Raw genomic sequence first — 17,661 nt, 5'->3', positions numbered from 1 at the left:
TAGAATGTGGAGGAATATATGCAACACCGTAAAAGACTATCTATACCAGGAGTAATGAGACATTCCTTTCAAACTGTTAGATTTGCCTTTTGGAATGTGTTAACATTCCAACTTGCTTATAAATTGTTAGCAGCGATTGTGTTTATCCCACTTTTCGGTATTATTTTCAATAAGTTGTTGTACTTTGGTGGGTATGCAAACGCAACAAATGATGAGTTATTAGCATTTTTGAAAACCCCATACGGGATTTTGGCGATCGTAATTTTATCTATATTGGCATTGTTCCTGATTTTTACAGAGTTTGCAGTACTTATTATCATTTCGTACTTCGCTCATAAAAGGCAAAAGGTGAGATTACGTCCGATTTTATATAAAACAGTAACGTATTTACCTTCTCTGTTTACATATTGCTTACCTGGCTTTGTTTTGTATGCAGTTGTACTATTACCACTATTAAGTATGGGATATAAATCTGCATTGATTCCTGAAATTCAAATTCCTAATTTTATTACAGGTGAACTATTTAAGACAACAATGGGGCAAGTTGGATATTATACTTTCTTTGCTGTAGTTGCCTATTTGAACCTTCGTTGGATTTTTGTTTTACCTATTATCGTTTTAGAGGAGAAGCCGTTCCGTACGGCAGCACGCAAAAGCGCAAACTTAGTAAAAGAAAGCTTCTTTAAAGTTTTGTTCTTTTTAGTAGGTTTTTTCATATCTGTAGGAATTGTTTTTCTTTTATGTGTAGGAGTTTATTTACTTTGTCTGTGGGGAGTATATGAATTTACAAACCCAGAAGGGACATTTGCACTACTAGCAGAGTCAACTATTTCAGTTTTCCTAACAAGTACATTGTATCTATTTAGCTTTATTATGACGCCGTTCTATATTATGGCGTTAACAAGATTGTATTTACAAAAGGTTCCAGTCGAAGATGTTTTATTAGAAGAAGGATTAGATTATTCAAAGACGAAGGCAGATAAATGTTTCTTCCAAAAACATCGTTGGAAATTTATTGGTGTATATATTGTAGGAATTATTACGGCGGGAATGGTTGTTGCTTTCATTGTGACCTTTATTACAAACACATATAAAGAACCGATTATTATGGCTCATCGCGGTTATATTTCAAAAGGTGTAGAAAATACGAAAGAAGCTGTGCAGGGAGCTATTGATGCGAAAGCAGACTACGCTGAAATAGATGTATTACAAACAAAAGACGGTGAACTAGCAGTTATACATGATTTGAAGTTGAAACGTCTTGCCAATGCTAACGTTCATGTTTCGGATTTAACGATGGAAGAGTTAAGGCAGCTTACCCTTAGTCAAGATGGTTTTTCAGGACAAATCAGTACGCTGGATGAAATCATTAAGTTGGCAAAGGGTAAAATCAAACTCAATATTGAAGTGAAGCTTCATGGGGGCGAAAAAGACTTTGTAAACAAAGTATTAAAAACGATTAAAGATAATGAATTTGAGAAGCAATGTGTTATTCAAACGTTACATTATCCGCTTATAAAAGAGTTTAAGCGTGCAAATCCAAATATAAAAGTAGGATATATATTATATGCAAGTAGAGCTCACTTAAAGAATGTAAAGGCTGATTTTTATGTAGCGGAAGAATACATGTTAAATAAGAAATTAGTAAAAGAAGCAAGGAAGTTAAATAAACCAATTTACGTATGGACGGTAAATGATATGGAAAGTTTAAAGGGATATTATAAATTGAACGTAGATGGTATCATTACCGATTATCCTGAATCGGCACGTGAAACAATTAAGATGTTAAAAGAGCAAGAAGAGGAAGAAAGTGATCTGTTTGATAAAATTACGGAAACAACAGATGATTTATTTTCCAAGTTATTTATAAGTTATCCAGCTGCTAGTTAAATGCTAGCAGCTGTTTTTTTAGGGAAAGAATATATCCCTAAAGTATTGTTTAAACTTATAACTGTATATGTATACGGCATCATTGGTATTTCTTACATTGTTACATTATTGTCGAATAATAAATGATTGCTGCTTATTTTAAAGGAGTATAATAAAAATAGAGTGATAGATAATGAGATGGAACAACGAGGCTAATAGAATCAATGTTTTATATATTTACACTATTCTAAATATATAAACTTTAAAAATATGGTATGTTAGCGTTTTCATAACTTTTAAGTTATGCTAGAATAAGGACATAAGTTATTAATTATTACAAAAAGAAAAAAGACTTTCTTTTTTCTGTTAATTATAAGGGGGCATTTCATTATGCGTATTGGGGTACCAGCAGAAATTAAAAACAACGAAAACCGTGTGGCAATGACACCAGCAGGTGTTGTACATTTAATTCGTAACAATCACGAAGTATTCATTCAAAAGGGTGCAGGTTTAGGATCTGGTTTCACAGATGCTCAGTATGTTGAAGCGGGAGCGAAAATTGTTGATACAGCTGAAGAAGCTTGGAACATGGAAATGGTTATGAAAGTTAAGGAACCAATTGAAAGCGAATACAAACACTTCAGCGAAGGTTTAATTTTATTCACATACTTACACTTAGCTCCAGAACCAGAATTAACAAAAGCATTAATCGAAAAGAAAGTTGTTTCTATTGCATATGAAACAGTACAATTAGAAAACCGTTCTCTACCATTACTTGCACCTATGAGTGAAGTAGCTGGTCGTATGGCTGCACAAATTGGTGCACAATTCCTTGAGAAGAACAAAGGCGGTAAAGGAATTTTACTTGCAGGTGTTCCAGGGGTTAAACGTGGTAAAGTAACAATCATCGGTGGTGGACAAGCTGGTACAAATGCTGCTAAAATTGCAGTTGGACTAGGTGCGGATGTAACAATCATCGACTTAAGTGCAGAACGTCTTCGTCAATTAGATGACATTTTCGGAAACCAAGTAAAAACTTTAATGTCTAATCCGTACAATATTGCAGAAGCTGTAAAAGAGTCTGATCTTGTAATCGGTGCAGTATTAATCCCAGGTGCAAAAGCGCCAAAACTTGTAACAGAAGAAATGATTAAATCAATGGAACCAGGTTCTGTTGTTGTAGATATCGCGATTGACCAAGGTGGTATTTTCGAAACAACTGACCGTATTACAACTCATGATAACCCAACTTACGAAAAACACGGCGTTGTTCATTATGCAGTTGCAAACATGCCAGGTGCGGTTCCACGTACATCAACTCTTGCATTAACAAACGTAACAGTACCATACGCAGTACAAATTGCTAACAAAGGCTACAAAGAAGCTTGCTTAGGCAACTCTGCATTACTAAAAGGTATTAACACATTAGATGGCTATGTAACATTCGAAGCAGTTGCAGAAGCTCACGGTGTAGAGTACAAAGGTGCTAAAGAATTATTAGAAGCAGAAACAGTATCTTGCTAATACAAGCATTATACAAAACAAAATCGAACAATATATAAACCAACATGATAAGAGCTAAGAGTGAATATCTCTTAGCTCTTCTTGGCAAAAGGGGGCATACATCGTGGCCAACCTATTTAAAAAGAAATCCGTTACGCAATTGTTAGGGGAAAGTAAAAGTAAAACTTTAACGAAAACGCTAGGGGCATTTGACCTAACAATGCTAGGGATTGGTGCGATAATTGGTACAGGAGTACTAGTATTAACAGGATTAGTAGCAGCAAGAGATGCTGGTCCAGCAGTTATCTTTTCATTCATGATTGCAGCGATTGTTTGTGGATTTGCAGCGTTGTGTTATGCAGAGGTTGCATCTACACTTCCGGTTTCAGGTAGTGTGTACACATATTCATATGCGACAATTGGTGAGTTTATTGCCCATCTAATGGGATGGACATTACTATCTGTATATGTCGTAACAACTGCCGCAGTAGCTGGTGGATGGACAGGTTATTTTAATAACTTAGTGAGTGGATTCGGATTAGAAATTCCAACAGAGTTGTTAAAGATTCCATCACAAGGTGGGATCGTGAATTTACCAGCAGTAGTCATTACATTAGTTTTAACTTGGTTACTATCAAGAGGTACGAAAGAAAGTAAGCGTGTGAATAACATAATGGTATTAATTAAAATTGGTATTGTTATTTTATTCATTGCAGTTGGTGCGTTTTACGTACAACCAGAAAACTGGACACCATTTGCACCATACGGTATTAGCGGAATCTTTGCCGGCGGAGCAGCAGTATTCTTTGCTTTCTTAGGATTTGATGCATTAGCAACTTCTGCTGAAGAAGTAAAAAATCCACAACGTGATTTACCGATTGGTATTATTGCTTCATTAGTTATTTGTACAATTATTTATGTTGTAGTATGTCTCGTTATGACAGGTATGGTTTCTTATAAAGAATTAGATGTACCAGAAGCTATGGCATATGTATTAGAAGTTGTAGGACAAGATAAAGTAGCGGGTGTAATCGCAGTTGGAGCTGTAATTGGTATTATGGCTGTAATCTTTGCTTACATTTATGCAACGACACGTGTATTCTTCGCGATGAGCCGTGATGGTTTATTACCAAAATCATTTGCGAAAATTAATAAGAAAACAGAAGCGCCAGTATTCTCAACTTGGTTAACAGGTATTGGTAGTGCTTTAATTGCTGGATTTATCGATTTAAAAGAATTGTCGAATTTAGCGAATATTGGAGCATTGTTAACATTTGCGATGGTAGGTGTGTCAGTTATTATTCTTCGTAAAACACATCCGAACTTAAAACGTGGCTTTATGGTACCACTTGTACCAACGCTACCGCTTATTTCAATCGCATGTTGTCTATTCTTAATGTTTAACCTACCATTAACAACATGGATCTACTTCGGTATTTGGTTAGCAATTGGAGTAGTTGTATACTTTGTTTATTCGAAAAAACATAGTCATTTAAAAGACGATGGAAGTTCGCAGGATAATTTAGAACAAGCTAATTAAAAGCTTAGTTAAAAGGGATATAAGTATAGTAAGCCTTGTGCGTCTAGGGAACGCGCAAGGCTTTTTCTTTTGTGTAAAGTGTATATTCTTTTTTGTATGAGAATGTAATGGATGCGGAAAATATGTGTAGATCTTTTTAAAATGTGAACGAAATGTTCAAAAAAATGTATGAGATTTCATTGACACATATGAATAGACGCTCATATAATAAAGGTATAAGATATATGAATGATTGTTCATATGTTCAAATAAAGAGGTGAGCTATAATGGCTGGAAATAAAGTAGAAACACCACAAGAGACATGTTCTCAAACGATAATTCATGAAGAAGTTGTTGAGCAAGTAAAACAAACAATTCCAACGGATGAAAGTTTAAGTAAAGTAGCAGAATTATTTAAAGTATTAGGCGATCGTACACGTACAAGAATATTACATGCGTTATTTGAAGCTGAAATGTGTGTTTGTGATTTAGCGTATTTATTAAGAATGACACAATCATCTATTTCACATCAGCTTCGTGTGTTAAAGCAAGCGAAACTTGTAAAGAATCGTAAAGAAGGAAAGGTCGTTTATTATTCGTTAGCTGACCAACACGTAATTCATATCTTCGAGCAAGCGTTTGAACACGTAAACGAGGAAGAATAAATAGAACGCGAGGAGGGAGAACGATGGCTGAAGCATTAGTGAAAAAGAAACTGATGTTAGAAGGTTTAGATTGTGCAAACTGTGCAATGAAAATTGAAAAAGGCGTTGGGAATATAGAAGGAGTAAATTCTTGCTCTGTAAATTTCGCGACAAAAACAATGGTTTTAGAAACAGCGCAAAATAAAGAAAGCGAAGTTGTTACAGAAGCAAAACAACTCGTTACAAAATTAGAACCGCACATTAAAGTGCAAGAAGAAAAAAACACAAAAATGGCAAAAGAAGTGTTTATATTAGAAGGTTTAGATTGCGCAAATTGTGCGATGAAGATTGAAAATAAAGTTAAGGAAATGCCGACGGTTTCAGCAGCAACTGTTGATTTCGTATCAAAGAAATTACGAATTGAAGTAGCGAATAAAAGAGAATTAGAAACGACTGTAGCCAATATAACAAATGTCGTTCAAAAGTTAGAACCAGATGTGAAAGTTGTTCGTGAAGAAAAGGGTGGTCATGACCATGGACATAGTCACGATCATGGAGAAGCAAATGTGAAAAAAATGGTAGGACGATTAGTGGTTGGAGGAATTTTGACAGCAATTGCTGCATTAGCTGGCTTACCACAAATGATCACAATTCCGTTATTCGTCCTTGCGTATGTATTAATTGGTGGAGATATCGTTTGGAGAGCAGTAAGAAACATAACTCGTGGCCAAGTGTTTGATGAGAACTTCTTAATGGCAATTGCAACACTAGGAGCTTTCGCAATTCAACAATACCCAGAAGCGGTTGCAGTAATATTATTCTATCAAGTAGGAGAACTATTCCAAAGTATTGCGGTAAACCGTTCTCGAAAATCAATTACTTCATTAATGGATATTCGTCCTGATTACGCGAATGTAAAGATTGGAAATGAAACGAAACAAGTATCACCAGAAGATGTACAAATCGGCGATTATATTATCGTGAAACCTGGTGAGAAAGTACCGTTAGACGGAAAAGTAGTTGAAGGAACATCAATGGTAGATACTTCAGCATTGACTGGTGAATCTGTACCACGTGAAGTTGAAATTGGAAATGATGTATTAAGTGGTTTTGTGAACCAAAATGGTGTATTAACAATTGAAGTTACAAAAGAATTTGGTGAATCAACTGTATCAAAAATTTTAGATTTAGTTCAAAATGCAAGCAGTAAAAAAGCGCCAACAGAAAACTTTATTACGAAGTTCGCGCGTTACTACACTCCAGTTGTAGTAATTACAGCAGCGATCATGGCGTTTATTCCACCACTTATTTTAGAAGGAGCTACATTCTCGGATTGGATTTATCGAGCTTTAGTGTTCTTAGTAATTTCTTGTCCGTGTGCGTTAGTTGTATCTATTCCTCTTGGATTCTTTGGAGGTATCGGTGGTGCATCTAAAAGTGGTGTGTTAGTAAAAGGGAGTAACTATTTAGAAGCTTTAAATGATGTGAAATATATTGTTTTTGATAAAACAGGCACATTAACAAAAGGTGTCTTCAAAGTTACAAAAATGGAACCGAGCGAAGGTATTACAAATGAAGAGTTATTAGAGTATGCAGCATTTGCTGAAGTGTATTCTAACCATCCAATTGCACAATCGATTCGAAATGCATATGGAAAATCAGTTGATGAAAAAATAATCGATGATTATAACGAAATTTCTGGTCACGGTACAGTCGTAAAAGTACAAGGAAAAGAAATTTTTGCAGGTAATGCTAAATTAATGAGAAAAGAGAACATTACATTTAAGCAACCAGAAACAGTAGGTACATTAGTTCACGTTGCTGTAGATGGAAAATATGCAGGTTATATCGTTATCTCTGATGAAGTAAAAGAAGATTCAAAACAAGCAATTCAAAAATTAAAAGAACTAGGTATTAAGAAAACAGTCATGTTAACTGGTGATGCAAAACCAGTTGGTGAAGCTGTTGGTAAAGAGTTAGGTTTAGATGAAGTTCACGCAGAACTATTACCGCAACAAAAAGTAGAAGAGATTGAAAAAATTGATGCAGCAAAGCATGGAAAAGAAAAAGTTGCTTTCGTTGGTGATGGTATTAATGATACACCGGTATTAGCAAGAGCCGATGTTGGTATTGCAATGGGTGGTTTAGGATCAGATGCAGCAATTGAAGCAGCAGATATCGTTATTATGACTGATGAGCCTTCAAAAATTGCAACAGCTGTAAACATTGCAAAACGTACAAGACGCATTGTATGGCAAAATATTATCTTTGCATTAGGGGTAAAAGGATTAGTTTTACTACTTGGTGCTTTCGGTATTGCAACAATGTGGGAAGCGGTTTTCTCAGATGTTGGTGTGACACTACTGGCAGTGTTAAATGCAATGCGTGTACTACGAGTGAAAGATTTATAAAGTGAAACTTTAATCAGTGGGGGGCTTCATCCCCCGCTGATTATTAGCCTTCACCAATCGGGCTTTTACGGACAGTTGATCCCCCATCTAACGCCCTTGCTTTTGCTGAATTTTGGGGGTCTTACTGCCCGTTAATGCGGGATAAAAAAGAGGACGCAACCTGCGTCCTCTTTTTTAGGTTATTCTGTTGAAATTGACTCAATAAAATAATAACAAATATTATTTTTAAAATAAATAACGTAATATTAAAATTTACAAATAAAAAAATATTTGTCTTGTTATTTTAATATATTTTTTACAAAGATATATAGCATTGAAGAAAACAGAGAAGGAGCAGCTTCTCTGTTTTATTTTTGTATATTTTTTTCAACTTGTTCTCGAACAGTTTGAATGTAATTCATTTTATGATCCCAGCATTCTTGACTTAAATCGACAGGGTACTCTTCAGGATTTAAAGTTCGCATATACTCTTCCCAAAATAACGCGAGACTCTGTTCATTGTATTTTTGAATATCCAATATGTCAGGTAGTTCATATGTTCTTTCACCGTTAACGAAAATGTCTTTATGCAGTTCGCGCGCTTCAAAGTTTGTTACAAATTTACTTATATACGTGTGAACAGGGTGAAACATTTTTAAGCGTTCTTCTTTTCCTGGTTCTTCACAATCTAATGCAATATAATCGCCTTCTGCATGATCATTAACTCGGTTGATAATGCGATAAATTCGTTTCAGTCCTGGAGTAGTGATTTTTTCCGGGTTAGATGAAATTTTAATTGTATCATTTAACTTTCCATCAGTATCTTCAATCGCAACGAGTTTATAAACAGCCCCTAATGCTGGTTGCTCAAAGGACGTAATCAATTTTGTTCCAACGCCCCATACATCAATTTTTGCTCCTTGAGATTTTAAATGCATAATGGTGTATTCATCTAAATCGCTAGAAGCAATAATTTTTGTATTTGTAAACCCGGCTTCATCTAGTAGTTTTCTTGCCTTTTTAGATAAATAAGCCATATCACCACTATCGAGGCGAATGCCATAAAAATCGATGCGATCCCCGAACTCTTTTGCCACGCGAATTGCATTTGGAACACCAGATTTTAATGTGTCATATGTATCAACGAGAAAGACACACTTTTTATGAGTTTCAGCGTATTTCTTAAAAGCAACATATTCATCGCGATAAGCTTGAACAAAAGAGTGCGCATGTGTGCCGGCTACAGGTATCCCAAAGCGTTTTCCAGCCCGTACGTTACTCGTAGATGAGAAACCACCGATAAAGGCAGCACGTGTACCCCAAAGGGCTGCATCGAACTCGTGGGCACGTCTTGTTCCGAACTCTAAAAGTTCATCGTTATTTGCAGCGTGCTTCATACGAGCTGCTTTCGTTGCAATTAATGTTTGGTAATTCACAATGTTTAACAGGGCGGTTTCAATAATTTGTGCTTCCCCGAGCGGTGCATCGACACGTAATAAAGGCTCGTTATTAAAGACAACTTCACCTTCTTGCATACTTCGAATCGTCCCGGTGAATTTCATATTTTGTAAATACTGAAGAAATTCTTCTTCAAATTGTAATTCTGCTAAATAAGCGATATCGCTTTCGGTAAAGCTGAAGTTTTCTATGTACTCTACAATTTTTTCAAGGCCAGCAAAAACAGCATAACCGTTCTCGAATGGAAGTTTTCGAAAGTATAAATCAAACACCGAGCGGCGGTTATGAATACCATCTTTCCAATATGTATAAGCCATATTAATTTGATATAAATCTGTATGTAAGGCATAGCTATCGTCTTTATAATAAGTCATCGCGAAAACACCTCCATAATTTGGTTATAGTATACCAATTTTTCACGGATCGTAGCAAAGAATAGATATGAAAGTATAGTCAAGAGGGAAAAAAATGAAATATTGCATATTTTTTAGAAAATTAACATTTATCAATTTATATTTCTCAAGATTTTATGTATTATTAAAGTAATGGGGGTAAATGAGAATGGAGGAGGACAATGCAACAAACATTAGAAAAAATAGGCAAACAAGTCTTTTACAAACGGCTACAGCAAAAAATGACACAAGAAGAATTATGTCAGGGCATTTGTTCTGTCTCATACTTAAGTAAAATCGAAAATGGAAAAATCGAAGCATCAGAAGAGATTCTACAATTGCTCTGCGCAAGATTAGAAATTGCCGTGACGGATTTGAGAGATGTAGAAGAAGATGTGAAGGGGAAGTTGGAGGATTGGCATAAAGCTATCGTCCATTTAGAAAGAGAACGCATTGAGCAAATATATGCTGATTTACAAGAACAAATGGAGCAAGTAACGGATTTTGAAATTATGAATTATTATGAGCTATTATATGTACGTTATCTTATGATTAAACGTGATATTGATAACGGAGTGGAAAGATTAAATAAATTAAAAAAAGGGTATAAAAAATTATCCCCGTTTCAAAAAATGTTATTCACATATAATGTTTCGTTGTTGAATTGTTTACAAAACAAATGGAAGATAGGATTAGAGAGTTTAATTGAAACAGAAAAAATGGCGAAAGAGCTAAATTATCATGAGAATGGTATTTATTATAATTTAGCATTAGCGTATAGTCATTTAGAAAATCCGTATAAAGCTCTGCATTTTGCTAACATTGCAATAGAGGGATTCCGTAGTGAATATAAATTCCGTAATGTGATAAACTGTCAATTTATTATTGCAATTTGTTTTGTAAGGCAAGGGCAGTACAAAGAGGCTTTGGATATGTACAATAGTATTTTACGTGAAGCGAGTTCGTTTTCTGAAAATGAGGTAATTATGAGTATCGCATTAAGTAATATTGCCGAAGTCTATGGTAACCAAAAACAATATGAAAAGGCTAAGGAATATTATTTGAAAAGTTTGCAATATCATCAACATGAAGATGATAATTACTTAGATACTTTATATCATACAGCATTACAGTGCATTCATTTAAAACAAATGGATGAAGCAAACCAGTGGATAGAAAAAGGTATCTCTATTGCTCAGCGCCATGAAAAGCATAAAAGGGTATTATATTTATTAATTATTTTACAATATAAATATTTCCGTACATCGGATGAATATAAGAAATTTCTAGAATTAGAAGCTATACCATTTTTTAAAAGTGAAGGTAATTTAGTGTATTTAAAACAAGTATATTTAGAAATTGCACATTATTTCGAAGGGATTCGTAACTTCGAAGAGAGTAGTCGCTACTATAAAGAAACTATTTCATTACTGGAAAAAGGGGAGGAGAAATAATATGAAAAAGTTGATGTTTTTAGGTATGGTAATTGGGGTTGTATTCTTGACACAGTTTATTGAACAGTATTCATCAAGACCAGATGTTTTGACGCAAGGAACACAACAAATAGTTGAAACAATTGAATCGTAATGAAAAACCCCCTTTCCAACCGGAAAGGGGTTTTTCAATATTTGTTCCTCAAAATTCTACAAAACTTGAGAAAAAAATTAATTGAATTTTTAGTATATTAATAGTGGAAACATAATGCTAATATGAAACTACTCTTTTTCAAAAAATAATTTATTAGGGGGAAGGTTCATGAAAAAGAAAAGTTTAGCATTAGTGTTAGCGACAGGAATGGCAGTTACAACGTTCGGAGGGACAGGCTCTGCATTTGCAGATTCTAAAAATGTGCTCTCTACGAAGAAGTACAATGAGACAGTACAGTCACCGGAGTTTGTTTCTGGGGATCTAACTGGGGCAACTGGTAAGAAAGCAGAATCTGTTGTGTTTGATTACTTAAACGCAGCAAAAGGTGATTACAAGTTAGGGGAAAAGAGTGCGCAAGATTCTTTCAAAGTGAAACAAGTGAAGAAAGATGCTGTAACTGATTCAACAGTATTACGTTTGCAACAAGTATATGAAGGAGTACCTGTATGGGGGTCTACGCAAGTAGCTCACGTAAGTAAAGATGGTTCTTTAAAAGTATTGTCTGGAACAGTTGCGCCTGATTTAGACAAAAAAGAAAAATTGAAAAATAAAAATAAGATCGAAGGCGCAAAAGCAATTGAAATTGCGCAAAAAGATTTAGGGATTACACCTAAATATGAGGTAGAACCAAAAGCGGACTTATATGTATATCAAAACGGTGAAGAAACAACATATGCATACGTTGTAAATTTAAACTTCTTAGACCCGAGTCCAGGAAACTACTACTATTTCATTGAAGCAGACAGCGGTAAAGTGTTAAATAAATATAATAAACTTGATCATGTAGCAAATGAAGATAAATCACCAGTTAAGCAAGAGGCACCTAAACAGGAAGCGAAACCAGCTGTAAAGCCTGTAACAGGAACAAATGCAGTGGGTACTGGTAAAGGTGTATTAGGAGATACGAAGTCGCTTAATACAACGTTATCTGGCTCATCTTACTACTTACAAGATAATACGCGCGGAGCAACGATTTTCACATATGATGCGAAAAATCGTACTACATTGCCAGGAACATTATGGGTAGATGCAGATAATGTTTTCAATGCAGCGTATGATGCAGCAGCGGTAGATGCTCATTACTATGCGGGTAAAACATATGATTACTATAAAGCTACTTTTAATAGAAACTCTATTAATGATGCAGGAGCGCCATTAAAATCAACAGTTCATTATGGAAGTAGATATAATAATGCGTTCTGGAATGGCTCTCAAATGGTATACGGAGATGGTGATGGTGTAACATTCACTTCATTGTCTGGTGGAATTGATGTAATTGGCCATGAATTAACGCATGCTGTTACAGAGTATAGCTCAGATTTAATCTATCAAAATGAATCAGGGGCATTAAATGAAGCTATTTCAGATGTTTTTGGTACTTTAGTAGAATTCTATGATAACCGTAACCCAGATTGGGAAATTGGTGAAGATATTTATACGCCTGGTAAAGCAGGAGATGCGCTTCGCTCTATGAGTGATCCAACGAAATATGGTGATCCAGATCATTATTCTAAGCGTTACACTGGTACTAGTGATAACGGTGGGGTTCATACGAACAGTGGTATTATTAACAAACAAGCTTATTTATTAGCAAATGGCGGTACGCATTACGGTGTAACTGTAACTGGTATTGGTAAAGATAAGCTAGGTGCAATTTATTACCGTGCAAACACACAATATTTCACGCAATCTACTACATTTAGTCAAGCGCGTGCTGGTGCAGTACAAGCTGCAGCTGATTTATATGGTGCGAACTCTGCTGAAGTAAATGCAGTTAAGCAATCATTTAGTGCTGTTGGTATTAACTAACGATCTAAAGGATAGATAGCTATTAATAAAATACCTCAAAAATAAAGAAGGAGCATAGGCTCCTTCTTTATTTTTTTCTCCATTTTTTCCACAAATAAAACAATCCAATAGTGCCCGCGATTGTTACAATCCACTTCGCTTCATTTGTTCCGTTCATGACATGATAGGCCGAATATACTTCGATTAACAAAGCCGGTATTTTCCCTATCGTACTGGCAATACTGAAGGATAGTAATGACATTTTGCCTAGAGCTGCAAATAAAGTCACGATACTAGACGGAATGAAAGGAATGAGGCGGAACGATAGGACGAGTAGAAAGGCCTCTCTACCCTCTACATAAAGTAGGCGTTCTACCTTTGGATACTTATTTACTTTGCTGTGAGTGAATTTCTGAAGGCCTATACGATAAATATAAAACGAGATAATAGCCCCTAATGCCTCACCTGCGATCGAAATAAGGGTTCCGTTTGTTACACCAAAGAGCTGTATGTTAATAGCGGTCAAAAAAATACTAGGGATAACACCTAAAAGGCTAATGACTATGTTGATTAAGATACTAAGTGGAATTGCGATTGAATAATAGTCTGTTAAGAAGTTTTGAATTGTTTCAGCCATTGTTTAAAATCCTTTATCTTTTTTTTGCATTACACCATATTTCCATTGTGTAGGCAAGTACAAATTTACATAATGTAGAAAAACGTTAAAAAACACCATTATTATACCTTATATGGGTATTAGGTATATGAAGTAAGGGGTATATTTTACTTTTTAAAAAAATACAAATAAAACCTTTATTTAAAAGGTTAATAGATGATTTTAGGGGGAGGTTTAACTCGGGAAATAATCATAAAAACATAGGGGTATATTTATGTAAGGGCGAAAATAGCGGTTTTATGAAAAACGGGTGGTAATTTGGCAAAATAGATGAGGAGTTTGAAAAATGTGTATGTTTTTTCGATGTGAAATTGACTTTTAGTGAAGTTACGATAATAATCATGAAAGAGGTGATATGATGAAACGAATAAGTAGTCTTTTCGTGAGTAGTTTATTGGCACTCATGCTGATCTTAAGTGGATGTGCAGGAAAAGAACAAAAAACAGAGAAACAAACAGGGAATCAATCGGCATCAGTAGAAAAAATTAGTGATAATATTTTAGACGAAATGGAAGGGCCACCTAAAAATGGTCATACGATTGAAAGACATGTAGGCAAATCAGAAGAAGATTTGAAGAATCGCTTGAAGACAGATAAAGTATCAGCAGCAAGTACATACTATGACAAGGAAACGGCAACGAAAGCTGTAAAAGATAGTTTGAAGCAGCATGATAAGGAAATTCAAGATTGGTTAAAAAATTCTAAAGAGGCTCGTCTCGTATTAAATACAACACATTCATTCCCGGTTGGAAAAACGGTAATAAAGAAAAATATGAATGTAAAAGACAAGTTAGTCAAAACTGTTACTGTTTTAGCGAGAGATAAGTCAGGGGATTTAGGATATAAGATCATTACTTCTTATCCATCTGATAAATAAGAAGGGGGAGTAAATATGTATACGACATTACAATATTTTTTCAAATCGTATTGTACGTTAAGTATCCATGAAGATGAAATAGTAGGCGTGATGGAAGAGTTTATAGAGCAAGAAGACGAAGAAATTGTTTTGAAATTACGCGATGAATTATTATATATGAAGAAAAAGGATGCTTGGGAAGAGGCGTGCGTACTAGCTGCGAAGCAAGGAAATCGTATGTGGTCGTTAGAAGAAACGAAAGACCATCTTGCAACCTTTTTAGTATTATTGCAAAAGAAAAAGGCGTGATCTACTCACGCCTTTTTCTTTTTGGAATTCGTTCGTTTAATAGTGTTTTATTGTTTTGGAGCGCTTTTATATACGCTTTTTGAAATTTGCCCATTAGATATTACTTCACCGTTTTGTGTAACTTTTTTATATGTAACTGCTGTTATTTTATCATTAGTCCTACTAATTACTTGAGAAGAAACTTCAACATTTTTACCAGTATTTGTGCCGAAAATACGTGTAGTAATACTACCTCCATTTGAAAATGCTTGAATATAAATATGATTGCCTGTATTGTTTTTAAATTTTAAATCTGGACCATAATCTGCTACTGCTGCATCTTGCCCAAGTGGTAAATAATTTACGGGCATAGAATGGTTGCTTCGAGAAACAATTCCTAAATCTGCTCTTAAAGCTGCGCTATATAAAGTACTACTCACTTGGCAAACGCCTCCGCCTGCACTTTGTATAACTTTCCCTTGTGAATATACAGCTGCGGATTTATAACCATGAGCAGCATCCGTTACGCCAACGCGGCCATTAAAACTAAATGTTTCATCAGGTGCGACAATCACTCCACTTAAAGTATTAGCTGACTTATTTACGTTAAAGGATTGATTCCCATTACGGCCAGCCATTGGAGTTGAATATTCAGCAATTACTTCTTTAATCCCCATTTTCTGTATATCTTCTGTAGAACGTTCAGGCTTTAATAGTGTAACGGGTAATGTAACGTCAGATGTGCCAGAAGTAATGGCTTGCCGCGTTAAATCAGTTAACTTTTCTTTATCGATTTTTTCTCCATTTTGGCTCTGGCTAATATTTACTGTAGTGCCTTCAATACTTAATTCTGCATTAACAGGATTTTTTAATGTTTCATTATATTTATCCTTCATAAAGCTTTTATAAGTAGTTGTATTTAATTGAGGTGTTAATTTATAGTCACGTTTTAATTCACCGTTCTCAGCTTGTTTCCGCATTTTGTAACGATTTATTGCGTTGCCTTCTTGTTCTTTAAAGATTTTGTCGATAATATCTTTTTCTTTATAATTTATCCCTAAATCTTTCCATGTGTAAGTTTGTTTATCGTTTTGGAATATGTACGTAAGTGATTTTTGATCTAATTCAGTGATTTTTTGATTAATAATAGCTTGAATATCTTTTTTATTTTTTCCATCGAGAGAAATACCTTCAAATGTAGTATTGGGTAATGCAGTAGTATCTAATTGATTATTTAGTTTGGATACATATTGATATCCGCCAACACCGCCAACACAAAGTAATATGCCTCCAGCAATTGCAGAACCGATCAGTATTTTACTTAGCTTCATTTATTTCCCCCCAGAAATTTTTGTATAAATATATGTATTACATTTTTTGTATAAAAATGATGAAAATAACATTATGTACGTACTAGTATACTATTATTTTCACTGTGCGTGTAATGTTTTTATAAAATATGTTACACTGTTGTAATAATTGTCTCTTTTTGTCACAATGTGTACGAAAAATATGTTGAAAATTATAATAAAAAGGCTGTCTAGAAAGTTCTAGCAGCCTTTTTATTATAATTTTTTATGTTCATTTTTATTCGTAACACCGAGATGATCTTGTAGTGTTGTCGAAATATTATCGACGCTTTTTTCGTTTGGAACGTAATAATAAATACCACCTATATATTTATCAGTACCTTCTACTTGCAATTTGTCCATTTTTAAGTTTGAACCCATTGAATTTTTCGCAATTGTCATCATATCATCAAAAGTTAAATTTGTTTTTAAGTCTTTATCAACAGCGTCTAATAAACCACCGATTTTATTAATGGAATTCAGAGATAATGCCTTTTCAGCAATAGCTTCTAAAACAAGCTGTTGTCGTTGACCGCGCATATAATCACTATCGATATGACGAGTTCTCGCTAGTGCCAGTGCTTCTTCTCCATTTAAATGTTGACGTCCCTTTTTAAGGTGAACTGCATCTGCTTCATCTTTACTATTTTGTTCTGTGAACTCCACTGGAACATCTACAGTAATGCCACCAAGGGAATCAACAATTTTGATAAAGGATTTAAAGTTGAATTTTACATAGTAATCAACTGGAACATCTAAAAAATTCTCAACTGTATCAATCGTGCTGTCTACACCACCGAATACGTGCGCATGTGTAATTTTATCGTATTTATCACGTGATTTAATATAGACACGTGAATCACGTGGAATACTGACAAGCTTAACAGATTTATCGTTTTTATTAATGGTTGCAAGTAATAGTGCATCTGTACGAGTTGCTTTCCCATAATTTTTGTCCCTAATATCACTTTCATCAACACCCATAATAAGTACGGAAATGTTGTCAGTCATAGGTTTAACGGCTTTTTCACGTTTGCTGGATTTGTCTCCGCGACCAAGTTCAGAATAGGCATTACTTAGAATTGATTTTGCTTTACTGTATATATGGAAGGAGTAGCCTCCTGCTCCAAGTGCTATAATCAGTAATGGAATAAGAAGGAACCAAAGTAGACGTTTTTTCTTTGAGCGTCCCTTTTTGGCTCGAGTATCTTTGTGCATATCGGATTTCATCATTTTTTCTCCTTTAAAACTATCAAAGTATATACATCTAGAAGCGCATTTA

At 34.8% G+C, this 17,661-nt stretch carries 14 protein-coding genes; 10 read left to right on the top strand and 4 right to left on the bottom strand.

Annotation, left to right across the window (positions count from 1 at the left end; all coding sequences use genetic code 11):
* Nucleotides 1-18: 18 nt before the first annotated feature.
* The 5 genes from QCI47_RS25110 (at nucleotide 19) to QCI47_RS25090 (ending at nucleotide 7,946) form a co-directional block, all read left to right on the top strand.
* On the top strand, nucleotides 19-1,890 hold the full coding sequence (locus QCI47_RS25110; RefSeq protein ID WP_001164743.1) for a glycerophosphoryl diester phosphodiesterase membrane domain-containing protein: 1,872 nt from the start codon (nucleotides 19-21) through the stop codon (nucleotides 1,888-1,890).
* Nucleotides 1,891-2,259: 369 nt separating this feature from the next.
* Nucleotides 2,260-3,393, top strand: a complete 1,134-nt coding sequence (ald, locus tag QCI47_RS25105) for an alanine dehydrogenase (RefSeq protein ID WP_001219742.1) — start codon at nucleotides 2,260-2,262, stop codon at nucleotides 3,391-3,393.
* Between the two features lie 103 nt (nucleotides 3,394-3,496).
* Complete coding sequence (locus tag QCI47_RS25100; protein ID WP_001284877.1) at nucleotides 3,497-4,912, top strand: amino acid permease; 1,416 nt, start codon at nucleotides 3,497-3,499, stop codon at nucleotides 4,910-4,912.
* Between the two features lie 266 nt (nucleotides 4,913-5,178).
* Nucleotides 5,179-5,556 carry an ArsR/SmtB family transcription factor gene (locus QCI47_RS25095; RefSeq protein WP_309422426.1) on the top strand — a complete coding sequence of 126 codons (378 nt, stop codon included), beginning with the start codon at nucleotides 5,179-5,181 and terminating at the stop codon, nucleotides 5,554-5,556.
* A gap of 23 nt (nucleotides 5,557-5,579) precedes the next feature.
* Entirely contained in the window at nucleotides 5,580-7,946 is a 2,367-nt protein-coding gene (locus QCI47_RS25090; protein ID WP_353811979.1) for a heavy metal translocating P-type ATPase, read from the top strand.
* Nucleotides 7,947-8,293: 347 nt separating this feature from the next.
* On the opposite strand, the gene QCI47_RS25085 is transcribed toward QCI47_RS25090, so the two are convergent.
* Nucleotides 8,294-9,757 (bottom strand): nicotinate phosphoribosyltransferase, encoded by a 1,464-nt coding sequence (locus tag QCI47_RS25085; protein WP_000222900.1) that lies wholly within the window; start codon nucleotides 9,755-9,757, stop codon nucleotides 8,294-8,296.
* Between the two features lie 200 nt (nucleotides 9,758-9,957).
* Between QCI47_RS25085 and QCI47_RS25080 the strand changes: the two genes are divergently transcribed.
* The 3 genes from QCI47_RS25080 (at nucleotide 9,958) to QCI47_RS25070 (ending at nucleotide 13,231) form a co-directional block, all read left to right on the top strand.
* Complete coding sequence (locus tag QCI47_RS25080; RefSeq protein WP_061131298.1) at nucleotides 9,958-11,229, top strand: tetratricopeptide repeat protein; 1,272 nt, start codon at nucleotides 9,958-9,960, stop codon at nucleotides 11,227-11,229.
* 1 nt (nucleotide 11,230) lies between these two features.
* On the top strand, nucleotides 11,231-11,362 hold the full coding sequence (locus QCI47_RS25075) for an NprX family peptide pheromone (RefSeq protein ID WP_000735750.1): 132 nt from the start codon (nucleotides 11,231-11,233) through the stop codon (nucleotides 11,360-11,362).
* 168 nt (nucleotides 11,363-11,530) lie between these two features.
* Nucleotides 11,531-13,231 carry a M4 family metallopeptidase gene (locus QCI47_RS25070; RefSeq protein ID WP_000730398.1) on the top strand — a complete coding sequence of 567 codons (1,701 nt, stop codon included), beginning with the start codon at nucleotides 11,531-11,533 and terminating at the stop codon, nucleotides 13,229-13,231.
* Between the two features lie 67 nt (nucleotides 13,232-13,298).
* On the opposite strand, the gene QCI47_RS25065 is transcribed toward QCI47_RS25070, so the two are convergent.
* The gene (locus tag QCI47_RS25065; RefSeq protein ID WP_074544159.1) at nucleotides 13,299-13,847 is read right to left on the bottom strand and encodes a TVP38/TMEM64 family protein; all 549 of its coding nucleotides are present in this window, start codon (nucleotides 13,845-13,847) and stop codon (nucleotides 13,299-13,301) included.
* Nucleotides 13,848-14,244: 397 nt separating this feature from the next.
* On the opposite strand from QCI47_RS25065, the gene QCI47_RS25060 reads away from it, so the two are divergent.
* Both QCI47_RS25060 and QCI47_RS25055 read left to right on the top strand, forming a co-directional pair.
* On the top strand, nucleotides 14,245-14,763 hold the full coding sequence (locus tag QCI47_RS25060; RefSeq protein WP_000822717.1) for an RNase A-like domain-containing lipoprotein: 519 nt from the start codon (nucleotides 14,245-14,247) through the stop codon (nucleotides 14,761-14,763).
* Nucleotides 14,764-14,778: 15 nt separating this feature from the next.
* Complete coding sequence (locus tag QCI47_RS25055; protein WP_046198932.1) at nucleotides 14,779-15,051, top strand: hypothetical protein; 273 nt, start codon at nucleotides 14,779-14,781, stop codon at nucleotides 15,049-15,051.
* Between the two features lie 47 nt (nucleotides 15,052-15,098).
* Here the strand turns inward: QCI47_RS25055 and QCI47_RS25050 are convergent, their stop codons facing one another.
* Together QCI47_RS25050 and QCI47_RS25045 are read right to left on the bottom strand one after the other, a co-directional pair.
* Nucleotides 15,099-16,361, bottom strand: coding sequence for a VanW family protein (locus tag QCI47_RS25050; RefSeq protein WP_071742055.1), 1,263 nt, complete (start codon nucleotides 16,359-16,361; stop codon nucleotides 15,099-15,101).
* Nucleotides 16,362-16,595: 234 nt separating this feature from the next.
* The gene (locus tag QCI47_RS25045; RefSeq protein ID WP_483299106.1) at nucleotides 16,596-17,609 is read right to left on the bottom strand and encodes an LCP family protein; all 1,014 of its coding nucleotides are present in this window, start codon (nucleotides 17,607-17,609) and stop codon (nucleotides 16,596-16,598) included.
* Nucleotides 17,610-17,661 lie beyond the last annotated feature (52 nt).

Source organism: Bacillus cereus group sp. RP29 (assembly GCF_040459765.1).
Taxonomy (GTDB): domain Bacteria; phylum Bacillota; class Bacilli; order Bacillales; family Bacillaceae_G; genus Bacillus_A; species Bacillus_A paranthracis.
The sequence above is the reverse complement of the archived record's forward strand: the minus strand, read 5'-3'. Positions and strand labels throughout refer to the sequence as shown.